The organism is Rhodococcus sp. 5G237, assembly GCF_053764735.1.
The window spans coordinates 75916-97033 of record NZ_JBSNCD010000011.1; the positions used below are offsets into that span (position 1 = coordinate 75916).

The following is a 21118-nucleotide window of genomic DNA, read 5'->3' on the forward strand; positions in this document are numbered from 1 at the left end:
CAGCAAACGGTAGCGTGCCCCGTATGGGCAGCCCTATCGACCACACTGCGAACTACTCGTCCCCGCCTGCTGCGGTCCACGCGGCGTTCGTCGATCCGCAGTACTGGCAGACCCGGCTGCGTGAGGTCGGGGGCCCGGGCGCGGCGGTCGAACGCGCCGACACCGGCGACGGCACGATCGAACTCGACCTCCACCAGGCCATCCCGGCCGAGCACCTGCCGAGCATGGTCACGAGCCTCCGCCCGGGCGATCTCGTCATCCGGCGTCACGAATCGTGGGGCGCGTTCGCCGACGGTCGCGCCGAGGGCAGGTTCTCGGCCCACGTCGACGGTATGCCCGGCGAGGTCACCGGCGGGATGACACTCATCACCGACGGAGCGGGCTCGTCCGTCGTCATCGAGGGCACCGTCGAGGTGAAGATCCCGTTCCTCGGTTCCAAGATCGAGGGGATGATCGTCGAGCAGCTCGTCGAGCTCTTCGACGCGGAGCGCACCTTCACCGAACAGTGGTTGAACGGGGCTCACTCGGCCTGATCGCACCCCCGCGGGGCTCCCCCGTGGACGGTCGCGATTTCCGGGCAGGCCGCCCGGCGCGGTAACCTGGCCGGTCGTGGCACGGCGTATCGACTACTCCGCCCGCTTCCCTCATCCACCGGAGCGGGTGTACGAGGCTCTCGCCGACCCCGCCCACTGGGAAGCGCGGATGACCGAGATGCGCAAGTACTCGGAGAACCACGTCCGCGAGTTCACGGTCTCCGGATCGGGCATCGCGCTGGTGTTGCACCACGTCCTGCCGCGTTCCGACCTGCCGGAGATCGCCCGCACGGTGATCAAGAAGGACATGGTCATCACGCGCAAGGAGAACTACGGGCCGTTCACCGACGGCGCGACCGGCACCTACCAGGCGTCGATCCCCGGCGGTCCGGGCAGCCTCACGGGCACGATGGAGCTCTTCGCCGACGACCACGGCGCCACGCTCCGCACCACCTCCGAGGCCAAGGTGCACATCCCGTTCGTCGGCGGCAAGCTCGAAGAACTCATCCTCACCAATCTCGTCGACGTGTTCCGCACCGAAGCGGCCATCACCGCCGACTGGCTCGCCGGTCGGTAGCGCGTGCGGAATCGAGGACCCGTCGGTGTCGTCACGCGCGGCACCACCGGCATCAACAGGCTGCGCCGCAGCGACCGCTGGGCGATGCACGACCCCCACATCACGAGGGCGTTGACGCACGCCACCGACCCGCTGGTGGTCGATCTGGGTTACGGCGCCATGCCGGTGACGACCCTCGAACTCGCCGCGCGCCTGCGTCGGGTCCGCAGCGATCTGCGCGTGGTCGGTCTCGAGATCGATCCGGACCGTGTGGTCCCGGGCCGCGACGGTGTCGAGTTCGCCCGGGGCGGCTTCGAGCTCGCGGGCCTGCGCCCGACCCTGGTCCGGGCCTTCAACGTGCTCCGGCAGTATCCGGAGGAGGCGGTCGAACCGGCGTGGGCGCACCTGCGTTCCGGCCTCGCTCCCGGCGGCCTGCTCATCGACGGCACGTGCGACGAGCTGGGCCGGCGCTGCGCCTGGGTGCTCCTCGACGAGCACGGTCCCCGTTCGCTGACCCTGGCGTGGAGCCCGTTCCACGTGGAGAGACCGTCCGACGTCGCCGAACGGCTGCCGAAGGCGCTGATCCACCGGAACGTCCCGGGCGAGCCGATCCACGCGCTGCTCCGCGCGGCCGACCGGGCGTGGGCGACGAGCGCTCCGCACGCGGCGTTCGGGCCGCGGATCCGATGGAAGGCGACGCTCGAGTTGCTGCGGGATCAGGGCTTCCCGGTGTCCCAGCCCCGCCGTCGTCTGCGCGACTGTGTACTGACGGTGCCCTGGGACGCGGTCGCACCCGCCGGTGCACCTGTCGTGTCCGAGCTCGTGGCGGTCTGAGACCGTCCACCCGAGCTCGTCCCGGTCGTTCAGCCCGCGGCGAGGAGTGCCAGCTCGATCCGGTCGGCCACGGCGGCCGGCTGGTTCGCCACCGCGGCGTGCAGCCGGTCGGAGTCGACCCGGCCGAGCGCGATCGCGTCGCCGACGAGTTCGTCGAGCACTTCCTGGGACACGCCACCGGCCGCGAGGTCGACCGCGGTACGGGCGGGTGTGGTGATCCGGAAGGCCCCGACGACCTCGCAGTCCTCCTCCGCCAGCGTCCGGTGATGCAGCGCGAGCCGGTTGCTCGGCACGGTGCGCTGGTCGGGGGTGGACAGGTGCAGGAAGCGCGGCTGCAGGTGGCCCATGCCGTGCAGGTCGGCGGCGCTCTGGTGCGAGACGACCGCCTCCCCCTCGTACCAGGTGCACCACTGGGCGAATTCGTCGAACTTCGTCCGTGGGCTGTCGCTGAGGCGGAACAGTTCGGTCTCGACGCGGATCCACAGTCCCGCCTCGATGCGTTCCGCGAAGTCGTGAGCTGCTATCCCGTGACCGACGGCCTGGCGTGCGGTGAAGAACCCGGCTTGCGTGGCGGCGAGGCGCCGCAGCGAGTCGTCGGCATCGGCCCGCCCGGTTGCGTCGTAACCTGAATCCGTCCACCCTGTCATGGCGCCCAGCGTAGCCGACGAATGTGGTACACCTCACATATTTTCCTCATCCTGTGGCCGTGTGCTCAGTCGATCCTCAGCGTCGTCCGGAAGAATTGGCGACCATGACGCAACGGAAGCGCAACCGCACCGTCACGATCGCCGTCGTTCTCGTCGCGGCGCTGGTCGCAGTCCTGGTGGGCGCGGAGGTCTACGTCCGCAACCGCGCGACGACCTGCCTCGCCCAGTCCTTCGAGAGCGAGCTCGGCACGGGAGTCGACGTCGACCTGAGCTGGAAGCCGGTGCTGCTCCAGCTGCTCGACCGACAGGTTCCCTCGGTCGCCCTCGACAGCGACGACACCGCCTTCGGTCCGGCCCAGCAGATGCAGGTGCACGCCGAGGTCAAGGACGTCGACCTGCGCGACTCCGCCGAGGGTGCCGGCACCATCGGCAGCTCGAGTGCCGACGTCTCGTGGCCCACCTCCGGGATCCTCGCGACCGTGCAGAGCCAGTCGGTCGGTGGCCTCGTCACCGATGTCACGGCCGACGAGAACGCGGGCACCCTGACGTTCACCGTCGGCGGCCAGGGCCTCGCGGAGTTCACTGCGCGACCGGTGGTGAACGGCGGTGTGGTGACGGTCGAGACGACCGACGCGACGATCCTCGGCATCGGGCTCCCGACGGCCCTCGTCGACGGCGTCGTGGAGATCCTGACCTCGGGTCTGCAGCAGTACCCGCTGGGTATGCAGGCCACCGAGGTGAACGTCACCGACAGCGGCATCGACCTCCGCCTCGAGGGGGGACGCTTCGTGTTGCCGGAGGCCCCGCAGGGACAGCAGCAGCAACAGCAGGAGGGCAGCTGCGGCCTCCTGTCGTAACCGAAGAGAGACCCTCGAGAGCTGTCGTCAGCTCTGCAGCCCGTCCAGCACCGCGCGGCTGCCGGACAGTCCGAGGCGCGTCGCTCCGGCCTCGATCATTGCGACCGCGTCCTCGGCGGTGCGGATGCCGCCGCTCGCCTTGATGCCGAGCTTGCCGCCCACCGTCTCCGCCATGAGCGCGACCGCGTGGGTCGTGGCACCACCCGCGGGGTGGAAACCGGTGGAGGTCTTCACGAAGTTCGCACCGGCCTTCTCCGCGGCGCGGCACACCTCGACGATGGCCTCGTCGGAGAGCACGGCGGATTCGATGATGACCTTGAGGACGGGGTCGAAACCGATCGCTTCACGCACGGTGAGGATGTCGGCGAGGACGGCGTTGTAGTCGCCGGCCACCGCTGCGCCCACGTCGATCACCATGTCGATCTCGCGCGCCCCCTCGTCCACGGCGAGTCGCGCCTCGGCGCCCTTGATGAGCGAATGGTGCTTGCCGGAAGGGAAACCGACGACCGTCGCGACCGTGACCCCCTCGGCCCGCAGGGGCAGCATCGACGGCGACACGCACACCGCGTACACGCCGAGTTCGACGGCTTCGTCGACGTGGGCCCGCACGTCCTGCGAGGACGCTTCGGGCTTGAGGAGGGTGTGGTCGATCATCGACGCGACCTGCGCGCGGGTCAACGTGGTTCCGGACATGACTGCAGCTTTCCACACGGCGAGATCCGACGGCCGTGCTCGGCATGCGTCGCCCCGTGCCGGGTAGCCGATTCCCATGGAAATCCTGGTGATCGCGCTTCTCGTTGCAGTCGTGGCCGTCGTGGTGGTCCGGAGGAACAGCAGACGGCGATAAATCGATACCGCAGCGCCGCTTCGGCTACGACAATGATCGCGTGCTGATCCGTCGAGAGCTCCCCGCCGACGTCCGTGCGATCGCCGACGTGCATCGCGCCGCCTTCGCGCCGTTCGCCCCGGAAGGTCGCGAGCCGGTCGAACCCGGCCTGGTCGCGTCGTTGCGGGCGAGTGATGCATGGCTGCCGTCGTTGTCGCTCGTGGCCGAGGACGCCTCGGGCGCGATCGTCGGCCATGTCGTCGCCACCCGGGGTCACGTCGGCACCATCCCTGCCCTGGGCCTCGGTCCGCTCGGTGTCCGTCCCGATTCCCAGCGCTCCGGAGTGGGCGCCGCTCTCATGCACGCCGTGCTCGGTGCGGCGGACGCCCTGGACGAGTCGATCGTGCTCCTGCTCGGACATCCCGACTACTACCCCCGCTTCGGTTTCGTGCCCGCCGCCGAACTCGGGATCTCCCCCGACGTCGAGGAGTGGGCGTCCCACTTCCAGGCACGGGCGCTCACGGCACACGACCCCGAGCTGCGGGGCACCTTCCGGTACGCCGAGCCGTTCTACACCCTCGAGGAGCAGGCATGAACGACGATCCCGGGAACCCCTGGGCCGATTCCGCCGAGACCGCACGCACCTTCGACGCGGCGAGCGGGGATTTCGACGAGCTGACCCCGACGGTGTGGGGACCGGCCGGGCAGGCGCTGGTCTTCCAGCTCGGCGTCGCCCCCGGCGAGGCGGTGCTCGACGCGTGTTGCGGAACGGGATCGTCCGCGCTTCCCGCCGCCGCAGCCGTCGGACCCGAAGGTCTCGTCCACGGCGTCGACGTCGCCGACGAGATGCTCGAACACGGCCGCCTGACCGCGGAACGCCGCGGCCTGAAGAACATCGAATTCGTCTGTGCGGACGCCTCGCAGTGGGAGGCGCCGTCGGACGTACCCGAGGCCGGCTACGACGTGCTGTCGATCTCCTACGGGGTGTTCTTCCTCCCGGACATGGACCGCACCTTCTGGCGTCTGGTCTCGCTCGTGCGGCAGGGCGGACGCGCCGGCGTGACGGTCTGGCGACGCGGCGCGATGGAGGAGTTCTCGTCGATCGTGTTCGACGTCGCGTCGCGCTACTCCCCCGAACTGCGCGAGCGCGGTGCCCTGCGCGACCGCACACCGCTGCACCGGATCGACACGCCGGACACACTCGAGACGTGGCTCGCGGACGCCGGAACCGATTCCGTGGAGGTCCGCACGCTGTCGAATCTCCTTCCGGCGACGGACGAGTTGTGTTGGTCGCTGGTGATGGGCACCGGTCTGCGCGCGGCGCTGACCGGGCTCGACTCCGGGCAGGTGGCGTCGGTGCGGCAGCAGATCGCCGAGGAGGTCACCGCTCGCGGACTGCACACGATCGACGCGACCACCCTCGTCGCCACAGGCACGGTCCGGCGTCCTCCGGTCTCGGGCTGACGACCGGAAGTAGGACGCCGTATGTCACCTGAGACAATCGGGGCATGACGCTCGCCTCATCCGCCGACGATCGACGTTACGTTCTGACCCTGGGCTGCCCGGACACCACCGGGATCGTCGCCCGCATCGCGACCTTCCTCGCGGAGGTCGGTGGTTCGATCGTCGAGGCGGCCTATCACGCCGATCAGGACACCGGTTGGTTCTTCACCCGGCAGGCCGTTCGGGCGTCGTCGATCCCGTTCGGCCTCGACGAGCTGCGCGAGAAGTTCGCGAGTGTCGCCGCCGACATCGGCCCTCAGACCGAATGGACACTCTCCGACACCGGCAAGCGCAAGCGCGTCGTACTGCTCGTCAGCAAGGAAGGGCACTGCCTGCACGACATCCTCGGACGGGTCGCCGCAGGGGAACTCGACGCCGAGATCTGCGCGGTCATCGGCAACCATCGCGATCTCGAACCGGTCGCGCAGCGACACGGCATCACCTTCCATTACGTGTCGTTCCCGAAGGATCCCGCCGAGCGCGGACCGGCCTTCGAGCAGGTCCGCAAGCTCGTCGACGCCCACGACCCGCACGCGGTGGTCCTCGCCCGGTTCATGCAGGTGCTCCCGGAGGAGCTGTGCGAGCACTGGGCTGGCCGCGCGATCAACATCCACCACAGCTTCCTGCCGTCGTTCATCGGCGCACGGCCCTACCACCAGGCCTTCACGCGCGGCGTGAAGCTCATCGGCGCGACCTGCCACTACGTCACCGCCGAACTCGACGCGGGCCCGATCATCGAACAGGACGTCATCCGTGTCAGTCACAGCGACAGCGTGAGCGACATGGTCCGTCAGGGCCGTGACGTCGAGAAGCTGGTCCTCTCCCGCGGTCTGCGCTGGCATCTCGAGGATCGGGTGCTGGTGCACGACAGCAAGACCGTCGTCTTCCGGTAGATCCCCAGCAGTAGACCCCGGACCCGGAACCGGTCCACCCGCGAGCGGATGGACCGGTCTTTCGTGTGTGCGAGTGATCGACTCAGCCGACGGGCACACCGGCTCGTTCGACGAGGTGCGCGAGCTCCTCGTCGAACCGGTCGATCGCTTCGACCGAGCTCATGTGGCCGATGCCGTCGAGCACCACGAGACGTTCGAGGTTGCCCGCACGGTCGAGTTCCTCGGCGAGACGCCGGGCGTGGACGGGCGGGGTGAGACGGTCGGCGGTCCCGACCAGCACCGTCGTCGGCACGGTGAGATTGCACAGGCCCTCACGGATGTCGAGGGCACTCAGGGCCCTGCCCCAGCCGCCCCGCGTGCGCGGTGGGCAGCCGAGCACGATCTTCTCGCAGAACTGCACCTCCGCGGCGCTCGCGCCGGGCGACAGGGCCACGTAACGCAGGGCCCGCGTCGTCACCGGGGACGCCGCCAGCGGAACCGTCGCACCCATGAGCCGGCTCGCGACGGGCACCGGCACCCGCGGGAAGCGTTGCGGCAGTGGCACGATCGCCGAGTCCGCGACCAGCCGGTCGGTGCCGGTGCTCGCGAGCAGCACGCCCCCGACCGTGCGGTCGACGTTCTCCGGGTACTTCTCGGCCCACGCGATGATGCTCATCCCGCCCATGCTGTGACCGGTGAGCACGGCCTTCGAACCGGGCCGGACCACGGCGTCGAGGACCGTCTGGAGATCGTCGGCGAGCACGTCGGCTCCCAGCGGTCGCGCCCCGGCCTCGCTGTCGCCGTGCCCGCGCTGGTCGTAGACCACCACCCGATAGTTCTCCGCGAACGCGTTGATCTGCGGCGTCCAGTACGCGGCGTTGCACGTCCAGCCGTGGCAGAACACCAGCACGGGAGCGTCCGCGTCGCCGTAGGCGAGCACGTTCAGCCGGGCACCGTCCTCGGCGCGGACGTCGAGGATCTCGGGTTCGAGTTCCGGTTCGCGCAGCAGCTCGTGCGGCGCGACGTCCTCGGTACGGACGACCGTCCGACGATGCCGCCGGACGAGCACGGCAGTGGTGGCCGCGGCAGCGAGGACGATCGAACCCGCGACGATCGACGCGGTCGGGGACGGCTTTCTCACGGGTGGGATTCTCCTGTCGGTTCGGTGGAGCAGCGCGGCGTCACAGGACGTGCGCGCGACGCAGAAGCAGAGTGGACGGACCGCCGATCAACCCCACCTCGTCGAGGAACTCGACCGTGCGGCGAGTGCCCTGGCGGAGCTTGTCGTGGTAGTGCCTGTTCTCCCGCGCGGCTTTCTTCGCTTCGGCGATGTCGAGTCCGGCCGCGGCGTAGACCTGGTCGTTCACGAGGCTGGTGACGACGAAGTACGCGCTCACCCCGAGGTGGATCCGGATCCATGCCCGCTCGAGACGACCGAGCCGGGCCGAGCGCCTGCGGGTCTCCTCGCGGGCGTAGCGGATGTGCCGCGATTCCTCCACGACGTGGACGTGGCTCACCGTCCGGGTGATGGGCTGCACCCGCTCGTCGCGCATGAAGTCGCGCTGCATCATGTCGAGGATCTCCTCGGCGAACAGGGTGCCGCCGTAGGCGAGGGCGCCGCGCGCGACGGCCTTGAACAGCCGGCCGGTCTCCCGGATCCAGCGCTTGGGCCGGTACGAGGGGATGCCGTATCGCTGCGCCGACCGCGCGAACATGATCGAGTGCCGGCATTCGTCGGCGATCTCGGTGAGCCCGAACTGCACGTAGGGGGTCGCCGGATCGTGCCGGTAGAGATCGCGGACGAGCATCTGCATGAGGATCATCTCGAACCAGATCCCGGTGCCGGCGATGCTCGCGGCCTCGTGCTTGGTGAGGGTGATGCGCTGGTCCTCCGACATGCGTTCCCACAGGTCGGTGCCGTAGAGACTGCACCATTCCGGGGTCATGCCGTACTTGCCGTCCACGAGCGGCGCGTCCCAGTCGATCTCGAGCCCGGGATCGTAGGAGAGCCGTGCCGACGAATCGAGCAGGCGTTGCGCGGTTTCCTGCCGGTGATCCGTGGAATGTTCACCCGGCAGGCTGTCGTGCTTTCGCAGGAGCGTCATCGCCGACCACCTCGTCTCGGAAATTATCCGTTACCCGAAGTGTCATTATCTGGATCACACTTGTCAAGCGAAAGGGAGGCCCACCCGCCCTACCACCGAGGACGACGGACCTCCCTGATCACCACCGCGGAACTCGGACTCCGCAGTCACCACCGCGGAGCTCGGACTCCGCGATCACCACCGCGGACGCTGGACCTCCTCGACCCGCGGACGGACGTCCACGAGGTACACGCACACCGCGACAACCGCGATGATCCCGAGCAGACCCACCGCGCCGAAGACGACGAGGACGAGCAGCGCGGCCACGAGGATGCCGAGCCAGACGGGCTTGGTCAGCTTGTCGACGGCCGGAAACGCCTCGGCGGGCTGGCGCACGACGTGGAACAACGCGAATCCCGCCCCGGCGATGGCGATGATCTGCAGCGCGAGGATGATCAGACCGGCAAGTGAATCGACATTCGTCACCACCCCAGTCTACGAGAATCGGCCCCCGTGCGAGTTCGCACGAGGGCCGATCGATCGCTGCAGGTCAGGAGCCGCTGGTCTTGCGCGGCGCTGCCTTCTTGGCAGGGGCCTTCTTGGCCGGAGCCTTCGCCGGAGTCTTGGCAGCGGTCTTGGCCGGAGCCTTCGCGGCGGGCGTCGCGGCAACCGTCTTGGCCGGCATCTTCGCGGGGGTCTTGGCCGGAGCCTTCTTGGCCGGAGCCTTGGCCGGGGTGACCTCGACCGGCTCGACCGGGGTGGCCACCGACTCGACCTTCTCCGCAGCCTTGTCGGCCGCCGCGCGGACCTCGCCGCGGGCCGACTCGACCCGTCCGGCGGTCTCGGAGCCCGTCTCCTCGGCACGCTCACCGAGCTCGACGACGCGCTCGGCGGCCTTGTCGCCGGCGTCGGACACGGCCTCGCTCACCTCGTCGCTCGTCTCGGAGATGCGGCCGGCTGCGCGACCCGCGAGCTTCGCGGCCTGCTCACCGACCTCGCGGGTCCGGCGGGCCACCGTCCCGAGCGCTTCCTCGGTGAGGTCGGCGGCGTCGCCGAGTACAGCTTCGGCGCGACCGAGACCGTCCTCGAGGGCCGGCTGGGAACGCAGACGCTCGATGGTCTCCTCACCGCGCTCGGCGAGAGCGGTGTAGAGGTCGGAGGCGACCTTCAGGTACGCCTCGGCGACCTTACGCAGCTCCTCGGCGCTGAAACGCTCGCGCAGGTCCGCGATCTCCTCGGGCAGCTCGGCCGGGAGTTCGGCGAGACGCTCGCGGAGGGACTCGACGGTCTCGGTGAGATCGGCGGGCAGGGTCGCGAAGCGGTCGCGGGCGGTCTCGACCCGCTCGGCCACCTCGTTGCGGTTGGTCTCCGCACGTCGGCGCGCCTGGGCCACGAGGTCGGCGACGGCCTGGACGACGGCGTCGCCGGCACCGACCGCGGCGTAGAGGGAGGTACGGATGCTGGTGGGATCGGTCATGAAGATTTCTCCTCGTCGAAGTCTGTCGGGTGGTCGGGCCGGGCATCGCCGGTGTTCTGCTGGTTCTCCCGGCAGAACGAGTCGTAGATGTCGAGCAGGACCTGCTTCTGCCGCTCGGTGAGAACGGTGTCGACGAGCACCGCATCGCGCACGGCGCTCTCCGCTCGATGCTCGAGGATCCCCGCTCGTACGTAGAGAACCTCGGCCGAGAGCCGCAACCCCTTGGCGATCTGGGCGAGCACTTCCGCGGACGGCTTGCGCAGGCCCCGTTCGATCTGGCTCAGGTACGGGTTGCTGACACCGGCCAGTTGCGACAACTGCCGGAGCGAAACCTGTGCGGCCTCGCGCTGCGACCGGATGAAGGCGCCGATGTCCTGGGCGGCGTTGTTGACCACCCGGGCGGCGATATCCCCCGGTCCGGCGCTGTCGTCCGGCGTGTCCGAGCCCTCGATCGGATCTGGTTCCGTGGACACACCGACCACTCTACGGACAAGTGCTAGCTACAGCAAGCACTCTGCTAGCACGTGACCGTCGTCACGCGAACAGCAACTCCGACACCGCGTAGATCGTCAACCCGGCGAGCGAACCGACCACCGTGCCGTTGATGCGGATGAACTGCAGGTCGCGCCCCACGGCGAGCTCGATCTTGCGGCTGGCCTCCTCGGCGTCCCAGCGCTCGACGGTCTCGCGGATGACGGAGGTGATCTCGTCGGCGTAGTTGGACGCGACGAAGCGCACCGCGTCGAGCAGCCAGCCGTCGATCTTGGTGCGCAACTCGGCGTCCTCACGCACCCGGATGCCGAACGCCATGACGTTCTCCGCGATCTTCGTACGAAGGGTGCTGTTCGGGTCGTCCACCGAGTCGAGGATCATCCGCTTGGCCGTCCGCCAGGTCGCCGCGGCAAGGCCGGTGATCTCGTCGCGGCCCATGATCTCGGCCTTGACCTTCTCCGCCTTGGCAATGGTCACGGGATCGTTCTGCAGGTCGCGGGCATAGTCGGCGAGGAACTTGTTGACCGCGAGGCGCACCTCGTGGTCGGGATTCGACCGCACCTTCCACGTGAACTCCACGAGTTCGCGGTGGATCTTCTCGCCGAGCAGCAGGTCGACGAACTTCGGCGACCACGATGGCGAGTCGCGGCTGATCACGCGGTCGATGGTCTCCTGGCTCCCGAGCGCCCACTGGTGCGCGCGTTCGGCGAGCATGTCGACGAGCGGCAGGTGGCGGTTCTCGGCGAGGAGTTCGGTGAGGACACGCCCGATGGGCGGTCCCCATTCCGGTTCGGCGATCCGCTTGACGATGGTGTGGTCGATGATCTGCTGGATGTCGTCCTCCCGCAGGATTCCGACCACACCGCGCAGGACTGTCGACGTCTCCTTGGCCACACGCTGGGCGTTCTCGGGTTCGGCGAGCCAGGTACCGACCCGCAACGGGATCTGCGCCGACTCGACCTTGGCCGACACCACCTCGGGTGCGAGGAAGTTGTTGCCGACGAACGAGCTCAGGTTGGCGCCGAGCTGGTCCTTCTTCCGCTTGATGATCGCCGTGTGCGGGATCGGTATCCGCAGTGGGTGCCGGAACAGGGCGGTCACGGCGAACCAGTCGGCGAGCGCGCCGACCATGCCGGCCTCGGAGGCCGCGCGCACGTAACCCACCCATGCACCGGCGCCGCGGGTTTCCTGCCAGCGGCAGAAGAGATAGATGATCGCGGCGGCGACGAGGAAGCCGGTCGCGACCGCCTTCATACGGCGGAGTTCTCGGCGTTTGATCTCGTCGTCGGTCGTCAGGAGCTGCACCCGATCGATTGTGCCGAAAGTCGGCACTCGGCGGACGGATCGCCCTCGAGTTCTGAAGGACGGGGGGCCGGATCGTAGACTGAGCCGACGATCGAAACCGAACGGATGTGCCACACAGTGTCCAGCAGACCGCAGACGACTTCGAACCCGACCTCGAGCGAGGCCGCCCCGCCCGTGAAGCAGGACGGCCGCAAACGGCGCTGGCACGAGCACAAGATCGCCCGCCGGGAAGAGCTCGTGGACGGCACCATCAACGCGATCCGCTCCCGCGGCCACGAGATCGGTATGGACGAGATCGCCGCCGAGATCGGCGTGTCGAAGACGGTGCTCTACCGCTACTTCACCGACAAGAGCGACCTGACGACCGCGACGATGCTGCGGTACGTCGAGACGGTCCTCGCTCCCCGGATCTACGCGGCGGTCGCGGAGGATCTCGACGAGTACGAGCTCACCCGGGAGGCGATCACCGCCTACGTCGAGACCGTCGCCGACGATCCCGAGGTCTATCTGTACGTGATGAGCAACAGCGCGTCGGCGGGACGCGACGTGGTGGCCGATTCGGAGCGGATGATCGCCGAGCTCGTCGCCACCGTCCTCGGGGAACGGCTGCGGTTGCTCGAGATGGATTCGGGCGGTGCCGTGCCGTGGGCGTACGGGATCGTCGGCGGCATCCAGCTCGCGACGCACTGGTGGATCTCGAACAAGTCGATGACCACCGAGGACCTCATCGACTACCTGACGATGATGATCTGGGGCGGCATGACCGGCATCGCCGCAGTCGCCGGATCCCCGGTGCGCTTCAAGTCGCAGCCGCATCCGCTCCTGCCCGAGTCGTCGGCCACCTCCTGACCGACACCTTTACTGTTACTCGAAGTTGCACGTATAGTGCGGGCATGAGCGATCACGCCGACGACCTGCACGACGAGGACGACCCCAGCTACCGCGGTCCCGCCGAGGTCACCGTGGGCGACCGCACGGTCGCCGTCGACGTCGAGATCTCCGGCCGGTTCGACCCTCTGCTCGGCCGGCACGTGTGGCGCGGCCGGCTCCGCAGGCTCGCCGAGGCCCTCGGCACCGACGCCTCGCCCACTCCCGGCACCACCGTGACGATCACGGTGCCCGACGCCCCCGAGGCCGCGACTGCCCGCATCTCGGAGGTCGACCTGTGGGGCAGCCACATGGTCGACGGCGTCTCGCGTCCGCCCTACCCTCTGCCGACCGAGTCCGAGACCGAGGGTGTCGATCCCGCCTGATCGCCACTGCGTGTGGCACACGCCCGATCACGACTGCGTGTGACACGCTGGCGGGATGACGAAGGACGACGTCTTCCGGCCCGCATCGATCGTCGAAGCCCTCCGGGCGACGCCCGAGACCCGCGTCGCCGACATCGACACGAACGGCACTCCGGGATTCGACGGCGACAAGGCGCTCGGCGAACGTCTGCTCGCCGAACGTGGTGCCGTGCTCTCCGACCTGCAGGAGATGCTGTTCGCCGAGGGGCGGACCGGCGGCACCCGCTCGGTGTTGCTGATTCTGCAGGGCATGGACACCGCCGGGAAGGGCGGCATGGTGCGTCACGTCGTCGGCCACGTCGACCCGCAGGGCGTCGACCACAGGGCCTTCGGGGTGCCTACGGAAGAGGAGAAGCGGCACCACTTCCTGTGGCGGATCGCGAAGGCCCTCCCCCGGAACGGCCAGCTCGGCGTCTTCGACCGGTCGCACTACGAGGATGTGCTGGTCGCGCGGGTGAGATCACTGGTGCCGGAGAGTGTCTGGCGCGGACGCTACGACGAGATCAACCGGTTCGAGAGCGAAGTCGTCCGCGAGGGCACGACCATCGTGAAGGTCGCGATGTTCGTCTCGTTGGACGAGCAGAAGAAGCGCCTCGCCGAGCGCCTCGAGCGCCGCGACAAGCACTGGAAGTACGACCCGAGCGATGTCTCGGAGCGCGCCCTGTGGCCGCAGTACCAGCAGGCCTATCAGGACATGCTCGATCGGACCAGCACCGACGACGCGCCCTGGTACGTCGTACCGTGCGACCGCAAGTGGTACGGCCGCCTCGCGGTGACGGAACTGCTCATCGACGCGTTCGAACGCCTCGACCTCGATTGGCCGGAGCCGACTTTCGACATCGAAACGGAGAAGCGCCGACTCGCAGAGTCGTGATGTCACCGACTCGCAGAGTCGTGATGTCACCGACTCGCGTCGGATACCACCCTCAGAACAGGTGCGGGGTGTCGTAGTGCCGTCTGTGGTCTCGACGCACGGTTCCGGCGACCATGCCGAATGCCGCTCCGAGCGCGACGACTGCCGCGACTGCCGCGACCATCGCCCAGCCCGTGAATCCGTACCCTACGGCGACGATCGTCAGCGCGATCATCAGGACCGAGGTGAGTGCGAGCGCATAGGCGCTCCAGGCTACGAACAGATTGAGTTTCACGACCGGCCTCCTCGGACGAGGTGTGTCCCTCTCGATGCCGACGGTACCTGCAGGTGATGCACATCACAACCGGCCGGTGGCGTCCTTCAGCACTTCGTAGCGGACGACGGCGAACTCTCCGCTCTGCCCGAGCTCGGTGAGGCGCATCTCCACGTGTCGCGGGAGCAGTGGACGGCCGGAACCGATGGTCACCGGTGCGAACGAGACGACGAGCTCGTCGAGCAGACCGCGCTCGGCGAACTGTCCGGCGAGATCACCGCCGCCCACCATCCACAGGTCGCGGCCGTTCGCGGCCTCGGCCATCTCGTCGTAGACCTGACGGACGTCCTTCTGCGTGAAGCGGATGTCGCCGGGTTCGTCGCCTGCCCGGGCGACGGGCAGGTCGTCGCGATGCGTGAACACCCAGCAGGGCAGGTCGTACTCCCACTTGTCCTCGCCTGCATGGTCGAGCACCCAGCGGTAGGTGGACGATCCCATGGCGATGGCGCCGATACCGGCGATGAACTTCTCGTAGTCGAACGGCCCGCCGTCGCCGGACTCCCGGGTGAGCAGCCAGTCGAGCGAATGATCCTCGGTGGCGAGGAAGCCGTCCAGTGTGCTTGCGGTGTAGTAGATCATCCGGGTCATGAGTTGCTCCTGTTCCAGTCGAGTGGATCTCCGTGATCGACGTCGAGGCCGGCCGCCCGCATCATGTGCCGCGCGAGTTGACGGCGGTGTGCGGCGAAGGTGAGGACGTGGGCGACCACTCCTCCGAGGACGAAGCTCTCGGGAGGGTCGCACAGGGCGTCGATGAGCACGTCACCCCAGGCGCCACGGCGATGGATGTCGCGGATCGTCTCCACCCAGCGCGGAGCGATGTCCTCGAAACGCGCCGTCAGAGAGTCGATTCCGTCGTCCGCATCCTCGGGGTGGTCGGCGCCCACCATCGAGGCCAGCCACATCTCCTTGGCGCGTACCAGGTTGCCGAGCACACGTGAGACGGATTCCTCGGGACCGTCCCATGCGAGAACCACCAGTCCGGGGAACCTGATCCGGTCGCGCTCGTCGTCGTCGAGTTCGGTGGCGCGCTCGAGGAGATAGCGGGTGTCCGCGAGATCGTGCTGCACCATCTGCGCGAGGACCTCGGCGGCCGGGTAGGCGGGCGCGGTGGGCCGTCGCCCGTCCTCCTCGACCCAGAGATTGGTGGGCGGATGGAAGTGAACGCCGTTGGGGGCGGGCAACCAGTGATCGACGGGCGCGGGCGCCCAATGATCGACGGGCGCGGGCGCCCAATGATCGACGGGCGCGGGCGCCCGGTTGCCACCGCCGCCGGTGCCGAGCACCCGGGCGGCCGCGCTGGGTGGATATCCGTAGGCGCGGGCGAAGGCGCGGGCGAACCCTTCGACGCTGTCGTAGCCCGCGGCGAACGCGGCATCGGTGACCGAACTGCCGTGACGCAGTTGCCAGGCGGCGCGTTCGAGCATGACCCGGCGCCGCAACGCTACCGGCGACTCGCCGGTGCCCACCGCGAAGGTGCGGCTGAAGTGCCACTGCGACGCGTAGGCGTGCTGCGCCATCCGTCCGAGGGTCGCGTTGTTCTCGTCGAGAACGGCGTCGAGCAGTTCCCGGAGTCGGTCACGGCCGAAGGTCATGCATTCAGTGTCGCGCGCAGACCCCGGCCGCCGCCCGACCGTTCTTGCTCTCCTGGCTCACCCGGTCAGCCGGGCATGGTCTCGCCGCCGAGCGGGGCGAGCACTTCACCGCTGTAGTACGAGGACATCGTCTCCGATGCGAAGAAGACGTAGGACGGGGCGATCTCGTCGGGTTGCGCGGCGCGGCCGAAGGGCGCCTGCTGTCCGAACTCGGAGACCTTCTCTGCGTCCATGGTCGCCGGGATCAACGGGGTCCACACCGGTCCGGGCGCCACGCAGTTCACGCGGATCTGCCTGTCCTGCAGCGCCTGCGCGAGTGAGTAGGTCAGGGCGATCACCGCGCCCTTGGTCGCCGAGTAGTCGATGAGCGTCTTGTTGCCGCGCAGACCGTTGACCGATGCGGTGTTGATGACGGAACCGCCCGGCGTCAGGTGCGGCAGGGCCACCTTCGTCACGTGGAAGAAGCTGTCGATGTTCACGGCGAAGGTGTGGCGCCACTGCTCCTCGCTCAACTCGGCGAAATCGTCGACGGGCTGCTGGGTGCCGGCATTGTTGACGAGGATGTCGAGGCCACCGAGTTGTTCGACCGTCTCGGCCACCACTGCCCGGCAGTGCTGCGCGTCGCCGAGGTCGCCCGCGATCACGTGACATGTGCGGCCCTCGCGTCGCACGAGGTCGGCGGTGTGTTCGGCGTCGCGGTGTTCCTCGAGGTACGCGATCGCGACGTCGGCACCTTCCTTCGCGAAGGCGACGGCGACCGCCCGTCCGATGCCGGAGTCACCGCCCGTGACGAGGGCCTTGCGGCCGGACAGCAACCCGCGGCCGACGTAATCGCGCATCTCGTCGGTGGGGCGCTCGGCCATCTCGTCGGTCTCACCCGGATAGTCGATGGTGTGTGGTTCTCGTTCGCGGTCCTCGCTCATGGCCGCCGGATACCCACAGGCTGCACCGATATTCACGCCCTTTTCCCCGGTCCGCACCGACCGAGGGGTCGCTTCTGCACCGACCGACGGGTCGTTTCTGTACTGCTCCGAGAGGGTAACCCCGGCATATGGCTCATGAGACCCGGATGTGCGACGTGCACGACGCTCCGCTTCCCACGCCCCGCGGCCCCATCTCCGCCGAGATCGTCGAGCGACTCGGCGGCCCGGTGGACGATGCCGTGTGGGACGTCGCGACCGACGGCGCGGATGCCTACGGCGAGGACGTCCAACTCGCTCTGGCCGTTCTCTACGAGCTCCACTACCGGGGGTTCGCGGGCGTCGATCCCGCCTGGGAATGGGCACCGGGCCCGCTCGGGGTCCGGGCGCGTCTCGAGCGCATCTTCCTCGATCGGCTGCGCGCCGACGTCCCGGCTTCCGACGATCCGCAGGGTGTCCTCGAGGACCTGTGCCGCGAGCCGGACGACTCGTGGGGTGTCTCCCACGAGCTCGCCGCGAACGGCACGTGGGAGATGATGCGCGAGTTCTTCGTCCATCGCTCGATCTACCACCTCAAGGAAGCGGACCCGCACGCCCTCGCGATCCCGCGACTGTCCGGTCGCGCCAAGGCGGCGCTGGTCGCTGTCGAGTTCGACGAGTACGGCGGAGGTCGGGCCGAGCGCATGCACTCGCGGTTGTTCGCCGACCTGTTGCTCGCCGCCGGCCTGAAGGACGACTATCTGGGCTATCTCGACGTCGTTCCCGCCGTCACCCTTGCAACGGTGAACTTCATGTCGTTGTGCGGTCTGCACCGCGCGTATACGCCGATGCTGGTCGGGATGTTCGCCGCGGCCGAGATCACCACCGCTCCCAGCGCCGGCCGCATGGTCGAGGCTCTCGAGCGTCTGGGCGCCGACGACGCGTGCGTCCTCTTCTACTCCGAGCACATCGAGGCCGACGCTGTCCACGAGCTCGTCCTGCGGCACGACGTGGTGGGTTACATGGTCGAACAGGATCCGGCTCGGGCGCAGGACATCTCGTTCGGTGCGCAGGCCATCGAGTTCCTCGAGGGCCGGCTCGGAAGCCATCTGCTGGGCAGCTGGGCCGCCGGTCGCAGCTCGCTCCTCGCGTCGGCGGAGGCACCGGCCTGACGCTCGGGTACGAGACAGCGAGGGGAGCCCCGGGACAGTGCGTCCCGGGGCTCCCTCGTCGGCGCCGGGGTCCCGGCTCAGTCGATGAGGCCGGGTTCGTGCGTGGGGGTACCGCCGGACCCGCGGAGGCGGCGTCGACGGAGGTTGAGCGCGGACATCACCACGCCGACGACGATGAGCACGGCCGCAGCGATGGCTCCGACGATCACCCATCCCTCGAATCCGTCGCCCGCCGCGTAGAGGACGAGAGCGACGACAGCGATCCCCGCGAGGATGCAGGCGTATCCGACCCAGCCCGAAGCTCGGGACGCAGTGGTGGGAGCGTGAGCTCGATTCGATGGTTTCGTCATGGTGGTGGATACCGCATCCGGCCCTCCATGAAACCAGCCCTCCACGAACCAGCCCTCCACGACCCAGCAGGGACGGCGGAGGGCGGCGGATGGCTCTGCGCAGGAGAGCGTTGCGGCCGAGAGTATTACGGCGGGATCCGCCGGCCGATGGGTCCACGTTCGACGAGCGCGGCGAGTCGTTCGCGCGCGCTGCGCGGAGAGAGGACGGGGCTGTCGGTGCCCGTTGCGCTGCGCATGCCGCGCACCGTCTCGGACCATACCTCGGGACCGTCGTACTTCGGCGACCATCCGAGTTCCTCGCGGGCCCTGCTGCAGTCGAGCATCGGGCAGGTGTAGGCCAGGTCGATCCAGCCGCCCTGCACCGGTTGCAACCGTAGGCGCCAGGTCGCTTCGGCGAGCGCCGACAGACCCCATCGCGGCACGGGAATCGTCGGGCAGTCGAACGGAGCGGCGAAGTCCCGCGCTCCCACCGGGGTCGGTGCTCCCAGGTTGAACGGACCGGGCACCCGTCGCTCGAGCGCTGCGACCAGCGCGTCCGCTACATCGTCGGAGTGCACGGCGGGGATGGCGAGCCCGTGATCGATCGGGATCAACGGCAGATGGTTCGTGATGCCGGCGGGCACGAACTCGGGCAGCACGTAGCGTTCGAGACCGGAGCCGGAGACGAGTTGCCCGATGAATCCCGGGCGGAAACGGGTGAGGACGGGCACGTTCGTGCCGGACTCGAAGTCGTCGAGGAATGTCTCCGCCGCAACCTTGTCGACGCTGTACACACAGGTGGGCACGCCTTCGCGGGCCCACGACTCGTCGACCTCCCGACCGTAGGCGCCGTCGGAGTACACGGCGGCGGAGGACATGTGGATCACGTGTGCGACACCGGCGTCGGCGGCGGCCGTCATGACGGCGCGGGTGCCGTCCACCGCCACCCGCCGGAGATAGTCGCGACGGTGCGAGGGCTGGAATCCCCAGGCCAGATGCACGACGGCGTCGACCTCCGCGAAGATCGGAGTCAGGATGCGGGCGGCGTCGGGAGCCGCGAGGTCCACGGCGCACCACTTCGCCACCGCATACGGATCGCGCGCCGGGGGAATCCGGCGCGCGATCGCGACGATATCGAGTTGTGCGGGATGAGCGGCCAGCCGGCGCAGGAGCGCCGTGCCGACATTTCCGCTCGCTCCGGTGACGACGATGCGTCGTGGCAGACCGGTTCGGGATGTGGAAGCCATCGGCATCGTCGGTATCGTCCGAGTGTCCCGGTCAGCGGGCCGATTCCGCTGCGTCCTTCTCCGTCTGCGCATCGGCGTTCGGGAGAGTACCGGCAGCGTTCTCGAGGTGGGCGCGGACGAACCACTGGAACTTCTCCAGCTGGCCGGTCTGGCCGATCAGGACGTCCTCGGTGATCGGGTCGAGCTTGCCGACCTCGTCGATCGCCTTGCGGTTGTCGGTGATGATGCCGTCGTAGACGAGGTCCAGCGCGGCGAGGTGCGCCTGCGCGGTGTCGCGGCCGACCGAGTAGTCGTCCCACGTGCGGTTCTTCTCGATGGCGCCCGGCGTGCCCTTGGGCGACGCACCGAGCGCGGCGATACGCTCGGCGACCTCGTCCGCGTATCCGCGCACGAGTTCGACCTGCGGATCGATCATCTCGTGGACGCCGATGAAGTTCGGGCCGACGACGTTCCAGTGGATGTGCTTCAGCGTGAGGTGCAAGTCGTTGTAGGCACTCAGGCGCTCCTGGAGAATCTGCGCGGTGCGCGAGCCGTCGGCATCGCTCAGACCGGGAACCGTGTAGCTCGAGTTCGACATATTCTTCCTCCAGAATGCTCTCGGGTGTGTCGGAAGGCGGATACCCGAGGCACGGTGGAATTCAAACATCCGGGCGCGCCGGACGTCCCGTGACCTGCATGGAAGAATTTGTCCGGATTCGGCGAGTCACAAACGTTTGGAAACGGACCAACCCGGTTATTCGATCGCCGGGCACCGAGGCTTCCAGGTTTCGGTCATGACATCTGAGGTGGCGACAATGATCATTCTGGGTCTGATTCTGTTGGTGGTGGGGTTCTTCACGGGTATCTCGATCCTCACCACACTCGGAGTGATACTTCTGGTGATCGGCGTGATCCTTGCGATCCTGGGTGCGACGGGCCGGGCGATCGGCGGACGCGCGCACTGGTACTGACCCCCTGTCGATCGTCCGTGCCGGAAGGAGACGTCCGGCACGAGGCAGAACCGCGGATCCCGGGTGCTCACGGCACCCGGGATTCGTCGTTTCCGGATCCCTACGACCCTGTCCCGATAGACAGGCCGGCCGGTCGACCGGTTCCGGAACGACGTCCGGGCCGGCCCCTGTGCAGGGACCGGCCCGGACCGGCAGGTTTGTCCGGTGACTAGGTGTCGGTGCGCGCCGCCGCCTTCGGCGTACGGAGGGCGCGATGGCTGGTGTCGCAGAGGGGGTACAGGGCGCTGCGGTGACACCGGCACACGGCCACCACGAAACGGTCCGAGACCGTCTCGGCGCCGTCGTCCTCGACGATCCGCACCGGGCCCTCGACGAGGGTCGGACCACCCCTCACCTGCCGCACGACCCGTGCTTCGCACTCCCCGTCGGCGGTGAGCTGCGTGATCTTCGGTGCCCTGCTCACG

General features: G+C 68.6%; 28 protein-coding genes. 12 read left to right on the forward strand and 16 right to left on the reverse strand.

Annotated elements, in window-relative coordinates; translation table 11 throughout:
• The first annotated feature begins 23 nt into the window (after positions 1-23).
• The 3 genes from ACWPOC_RS22855 to ACWPOC_RS22865 all read left to right on the forward strand — a co-directional run bounded on the left by ACWPOC_RS22855 (position 24) and on the right by ACWPOC_RS22865 (position 1923).
• A complete protein-coding gene (locus tag ACWPOC_RS22855) occupies positions 24-533 on the forward strand; it encodes a DUF2505 domain-containing protein (RefSeq protein ID WP_120280079.1) in 510 nt (169 codons plus the stop codon).
• A gap of 76 nt (positions 534-609) precedes the next feature.
• A complete protein-coding gene (locus ACWPOC_RS22860; protein ID WP_120280080.1) occupies positions 610-1110 on the forward strand; it encodes a DUF2505 domain-containing protein in 501 nt (166 codons plus the stop codon).
• Positions 1111-1113: 3 nt separating this feature from the next.
• The gene (locus ACWPOC_RS22865) at positions 1114-1923 is read left to right on the forward strand and encodes a class I SAM-dependent methyltransferase (protein WP_120280081.1); all 810 of its coding nucleotides are present in this window, start codon (positions 1114-1116) and stop codon (positions 1921-1923) included.
• 29 nt (positions 1924-1952) lie between these two features.
• On the opposite strand, the gene ACWPOC_RS22870 is transcribed toward ACWPOC_RS22865, so the two are convergent.
• A complete protein-coding gene (locus ACWPOC_RS22870; protein WP_060650660.1) occupies positions 1953-2570 on the reverse strand; it encodes a type IV toxin-antitoxin system AbiEi family antitoxin domain-containing protein in 618 nt (205 codons plus the stop codon).
• Between the two features lie 104 nt (positions 2571-2674).
• Between ACWPOC_RS22870 and ACWPOC_RS22875 the strand changes: the two genes are divergently transcribed.
• On the forward strand, positions 2675-3427 hold the full coding sequence (locus ACWPOC_RS22875) for an LmeA family phospholipid-binding protein (protein ID WP_120280082.1): 753 nt from the start codon (positions 2675-2677) through the stop codon (positions 3425-3427).
• Positions 3428-3454: 27 nt separating this feature from the next.
• Here ACWPOC_RS22875 and deoC read toward each other — a convergent pair whose 3' ends face one another.
• A complete protein-coding gene (gene deoC / locus ACWPOC_RS22880) occupies positions 3455-4120 on the reverse strand; it encodes a deoxyribose-phosphate aldolase (RefSeq protein ID WP_120283588.1) in 666 nt (221 codons plus the stop codon).
• Between the two features lie 194 nt (positions 4121-4314).
• Here deoC and ACWPOC_RS22885 point away from each other — a divergent pair, with 194 nt between their 5' ends.
• From ACWPOC_RS22885 to purU, 3 genes are read left to right on the forward strand one after another with little or no spacing between them, the layout of a single operon-like run.
• Positions 4315-4848: a GNAT family N-acetyltransferase gene (locus tag ACWPOC_RS22885; RefSeq protein ID WP_120280083.1), complete on the forward strand. Its 534-nt coding sequence runs from the start codon at positions 4315-4317 to the stop codon at positions 4846-4848.
• Positions 4845-5717, forward strand: a complete 873-nt coding sequence (locus ACWPOC_RS22890) for a class I SAM-dependent methyltransferase (RefSeq protein ID WP_120280084.1) — start codon at positions 4845-4847, stop codon at positions 5715-5717. The genes ACWPOC_RS22885 and ACWPOC_RS22890 overlap by 4 nt, the downstream gene beginning before the upstream one ends.
• A gap of 44 nt (positions 5718-5761) precedes the next feature.
• Positions 5762-6649, forward strand: a complete 888-nt coding sequence (purU, locus tag ACWPOC_RS22895; protein WP_006552379.1) for a formyltetrahydrofolate deformylase — start codon at positions 5762-5764, stop codon at positions 6647-6649.
• Between the two features lie 82 nt (positions 6650-6731).
• On the opposite strand, the gene ACWPOC_RS22900 is transcribed toward purU, so the two are convergent.
• The 6 genes from ACWPOC_RS22900 to ACWPOC_RS22925 form a co-directional block, all read right to left on the reverse strand.
• Positions 6732-7769 carry an alpha/beta fold hydrolase gene (locus ACWPOC_RS22900; RefSeq protein WP_120280085.1) on the reverse strand — a complete coding sequence of 346 codons (1038 nt, stop codon included), beginning with the start codon at positions 7767-7769 and terminating at the stop codon, positions 6732-6734.
• A gap of 40 nt (positions 7770-7809) precedes the next feature.
• On the reverse strand, positions 7810-8733 hold the full coding sequence (locus tag ACWPOC_RS22905; protein ID WP_060650655.1) for an AurF N-oxygenase family protein: 924 nt from the start codon (positions 8731-8733) through the stop codon (positions 7810-7812).
• 174 nt (positions 8734-8907) lie between these two features.
• Positions 8908-9198, reverse strand: a complete 291-nt coding sequence (locus ACWPOC_RS22910) for a DUF2516 family protein (RefSeq protein ID WP_024101750.1) — start codon at positions 9196-9198, stop codon at positions 8908-8910.
• Between the two features lie 64 nt (positions 9199-9262).
• Complete coding sequence (locus ACWPOC_RS22915) at positions 9263-10189, reverse strand: heparin-binding hemagglutinin (RefSeq protein WP_120280086.1); 927 nt, start codon at positions 10187-10189, stop codon at positions 9263-9265.
• Entirely contained in the window at positions 10186-10662 is a 477-nt protein-coding gene (locus tag ACWPOC_RS22920; protein WP_059383424.1) for a helix-turn-helix domain-containing protein, read from the reverse strand. Before ACWPOC_RS22920 ends, ACWPOC_RS22915 begins: the two co-directional genes overlap by 4 nt.
• A 61-nt stretch (positions 10663-10723) precedes the next feature.
• Positions 10724-11935, reverse strand: a complete 1212-nt coding sequence (locus ACWPOC_RS22925) for a DUF445 domain-containing protein (RefSeq protein WP_269072781.1) — start codon at positions 11933-11935, stop codon at positions 10724-10726.
• A 156-nt stretch (positions 11936-12091) separates the two neighbouring features.
• Between ACWPOC_RS22925 and ACWPOC_RS22930 the strand changes: the two genes are divergently transcribed.
• Genes ACWPOC_RS22930 through ACWPOC_RS22940 form a run of 3 tightly spaced genes read left to right on the forward strand, consistent with a single transcriptional unit; the run spans position 12092 to position 14152 of the window.
• Entirely contained in the window at positions 12092-12835 is a 744-nt protein-coding gene (locus tag ACWPOC_RS22930) for a TetR/AcrR family transcriptional regulator (RefSeq protein WP_120280087.1), read from the forward strand.
• A 44-nt stretch (positions 12836-12879) separates the two neighbouring features.
• Positions 12880-13239 carry a DUF4873 domain-containing protein gene (locus ACWPOC_RS22935; RefSeq protein ID WP_455409372.1) on the forward strand — a complete coding sequence of 120 codons (360 nt, stop codon included), beginning with the start codon at positions 12880-12882 and terminating at the stop codon, positions 13237-13239.
• 55 nt (positions 13240-13294) lie between these two features.
• On the forward strand, positions 13295-14152 hold the full coding sequence (locus tag ACWPOC_RS22940) for a polyphosphate kinase 2 family protein (RefSeq protein WP_120280089.1): 858 nt from the start codon (positions 13295-13297) through the stop codon (positions 14150-14152).
• A gap of 52 nt (positions 14153-14204) precedes the next feature.
• Here ACWPOC_RS22940 and ACWPOC_RS22945 read toward each other — a convergent pair whose 3' ends face one another.
• The 4 genes from ACWPOC_RS22945 to ACWPOC_RS22960 form a co-directional block, all read right to left on the reverse strand.
• Entirely contained in the window at positions 14205-14426 is a 222-nt protein-coding gene (locus ACWPOC_RS22945) for a hypothetical protein (protein ID WP_120280090.1), read from the reverse strand.
• A 63-nt stretch (positions 14427-14489) separates the two neighbouring features.
• Positions 14490-15053 (reverse strand): dihydrofolate reductase family protein, encoded by a 564-nt coding sequence (locus tag ACWPOC_RS22950; protein ID WP_159417720.1) that lies wholly within the window; start codon positions 15051-15053, stop codon positions 14490-14492.
• Positions 15050-16057: a helix-turn-helix transcriptional regulator gene (locus ACWPOC_RS22955; protein WP_455409373.1), complete on the reverse strand. Its 1008-nt coding sequence runs from the start codon at positions 16055-16057 to the stop codon at positions 15050-15052. Before ACWPOC_RS22955 ends, ACWPOC_RS22950 begins: the two co-directional genes overlap by 4 nt.
• 65 nt (positions 16058-16122) lie before the next feature.
• Complete coding sequence (locus ACWPOC_RS22960; RefSeq protein ID WP_120280093.1) at positions 16123-16980, reverse strand: SDR family oxidoreductase; 858 nt, start codon at positions 16978-16980, stop codon at positions 16123-16125.
• Between the two features lie 128 nt (positions 16981-17108).
• On the opposite strand from ACWPOC_RS22960, the gene ACWPOC_RS22965 reads away from it, so the two are divergent.
• Positions 17109-18128, forward strand: a complete 1020-nt coding sequence (locus ACWPOC_RS22965) for an iron-containing redox enzyme family protein (RefSeq protein ID WP_120280094.1) — start codon at positions 17109-17111, stop codon at positions 18126-18128.
• Positions 18129-18205: 77 nt separating this feature from the next.
• Here the strand turns inward: ACWPOC_RS22965 and ACWPOC_RS22970 are convergent, their stop codons facing one another.
• The 3 genes from ACWPOC_RS22970 to ACWPOC_RS22980 all read right to left on the reverse strand — a co-directional run bounded on the left by ACWPOC_RS22970 (position 18206) and on the right by ACWPOC_RS22980 (position 20281).
• Complete coding sequence (locus ACWPOC_RS22970) at positions 18206-18478, reverse strand: hypothetical protein (RefSeq protein ID WP_006552395.1); 273 nt, start codon at positions 18476-18478, stop codon at positions 18206-18208.
• 125 nt (positions 18479-18603) lie between these two features.
• Positions 18604-19710 (reverse strand): NAD-dependent epimerase/dehydratase family protein, encoded by a 1107-nt coding sequence (locus ACWPOC_RS22975; protein WP_120280095.1) that lies wholly within the window; start codon positions 19708-19710, stop codon positions 18604-18606.
• Between the two features lie 25 nt (positions 19711-19735).
• The gene (locus ACWPOC_RS22980; protein ID WP_059383385.1) at positions 19736-20281 is read right to left on the reverse strand and encodes a Dps family protein; all 546 of its coding nucleotides are present in this window, start codon (positions 20279-20281) and stop codon (positions 19736-19738) included.
• A 217-nt stretch (positions 20282-20498) separates the two neighbouring features.
• Here ACWPOC_RS22980 and ACWPOC_RS22985 point away from each other — a divergent pair, with 217 nt between their 5' ends.
• Positions 20499-20654: a DUF6131 family protein gene (locus ACWPOC_RS22985; RefSeq protein WP_006552398.1), complete on the forward strand. Its 156-nt coding sequence runs from the start codon at positions 20499-20501 to the stop codon at positions 20652-20654.
• Positions 20655-20862: 208 nt separating this feature from the next.
• On the opposite strand, the gene ACWPOC_RS22990 is transcribed toward ACWPOC_RS22985, so the two are convergent.
• Positions 20863-21117: a CDGSH iron-sulfur domain-containing protein gene (locus ACWPOC_RS22990; RefSeq protein ID WP_174247000.1), complete on the reverse strand. Its 255-nt coding sequence runs from the start codon at positions 21115-21117 to the stop codon at positions 20863-20865.
• Position 21118: the final 1 nt, after the last annotated feature.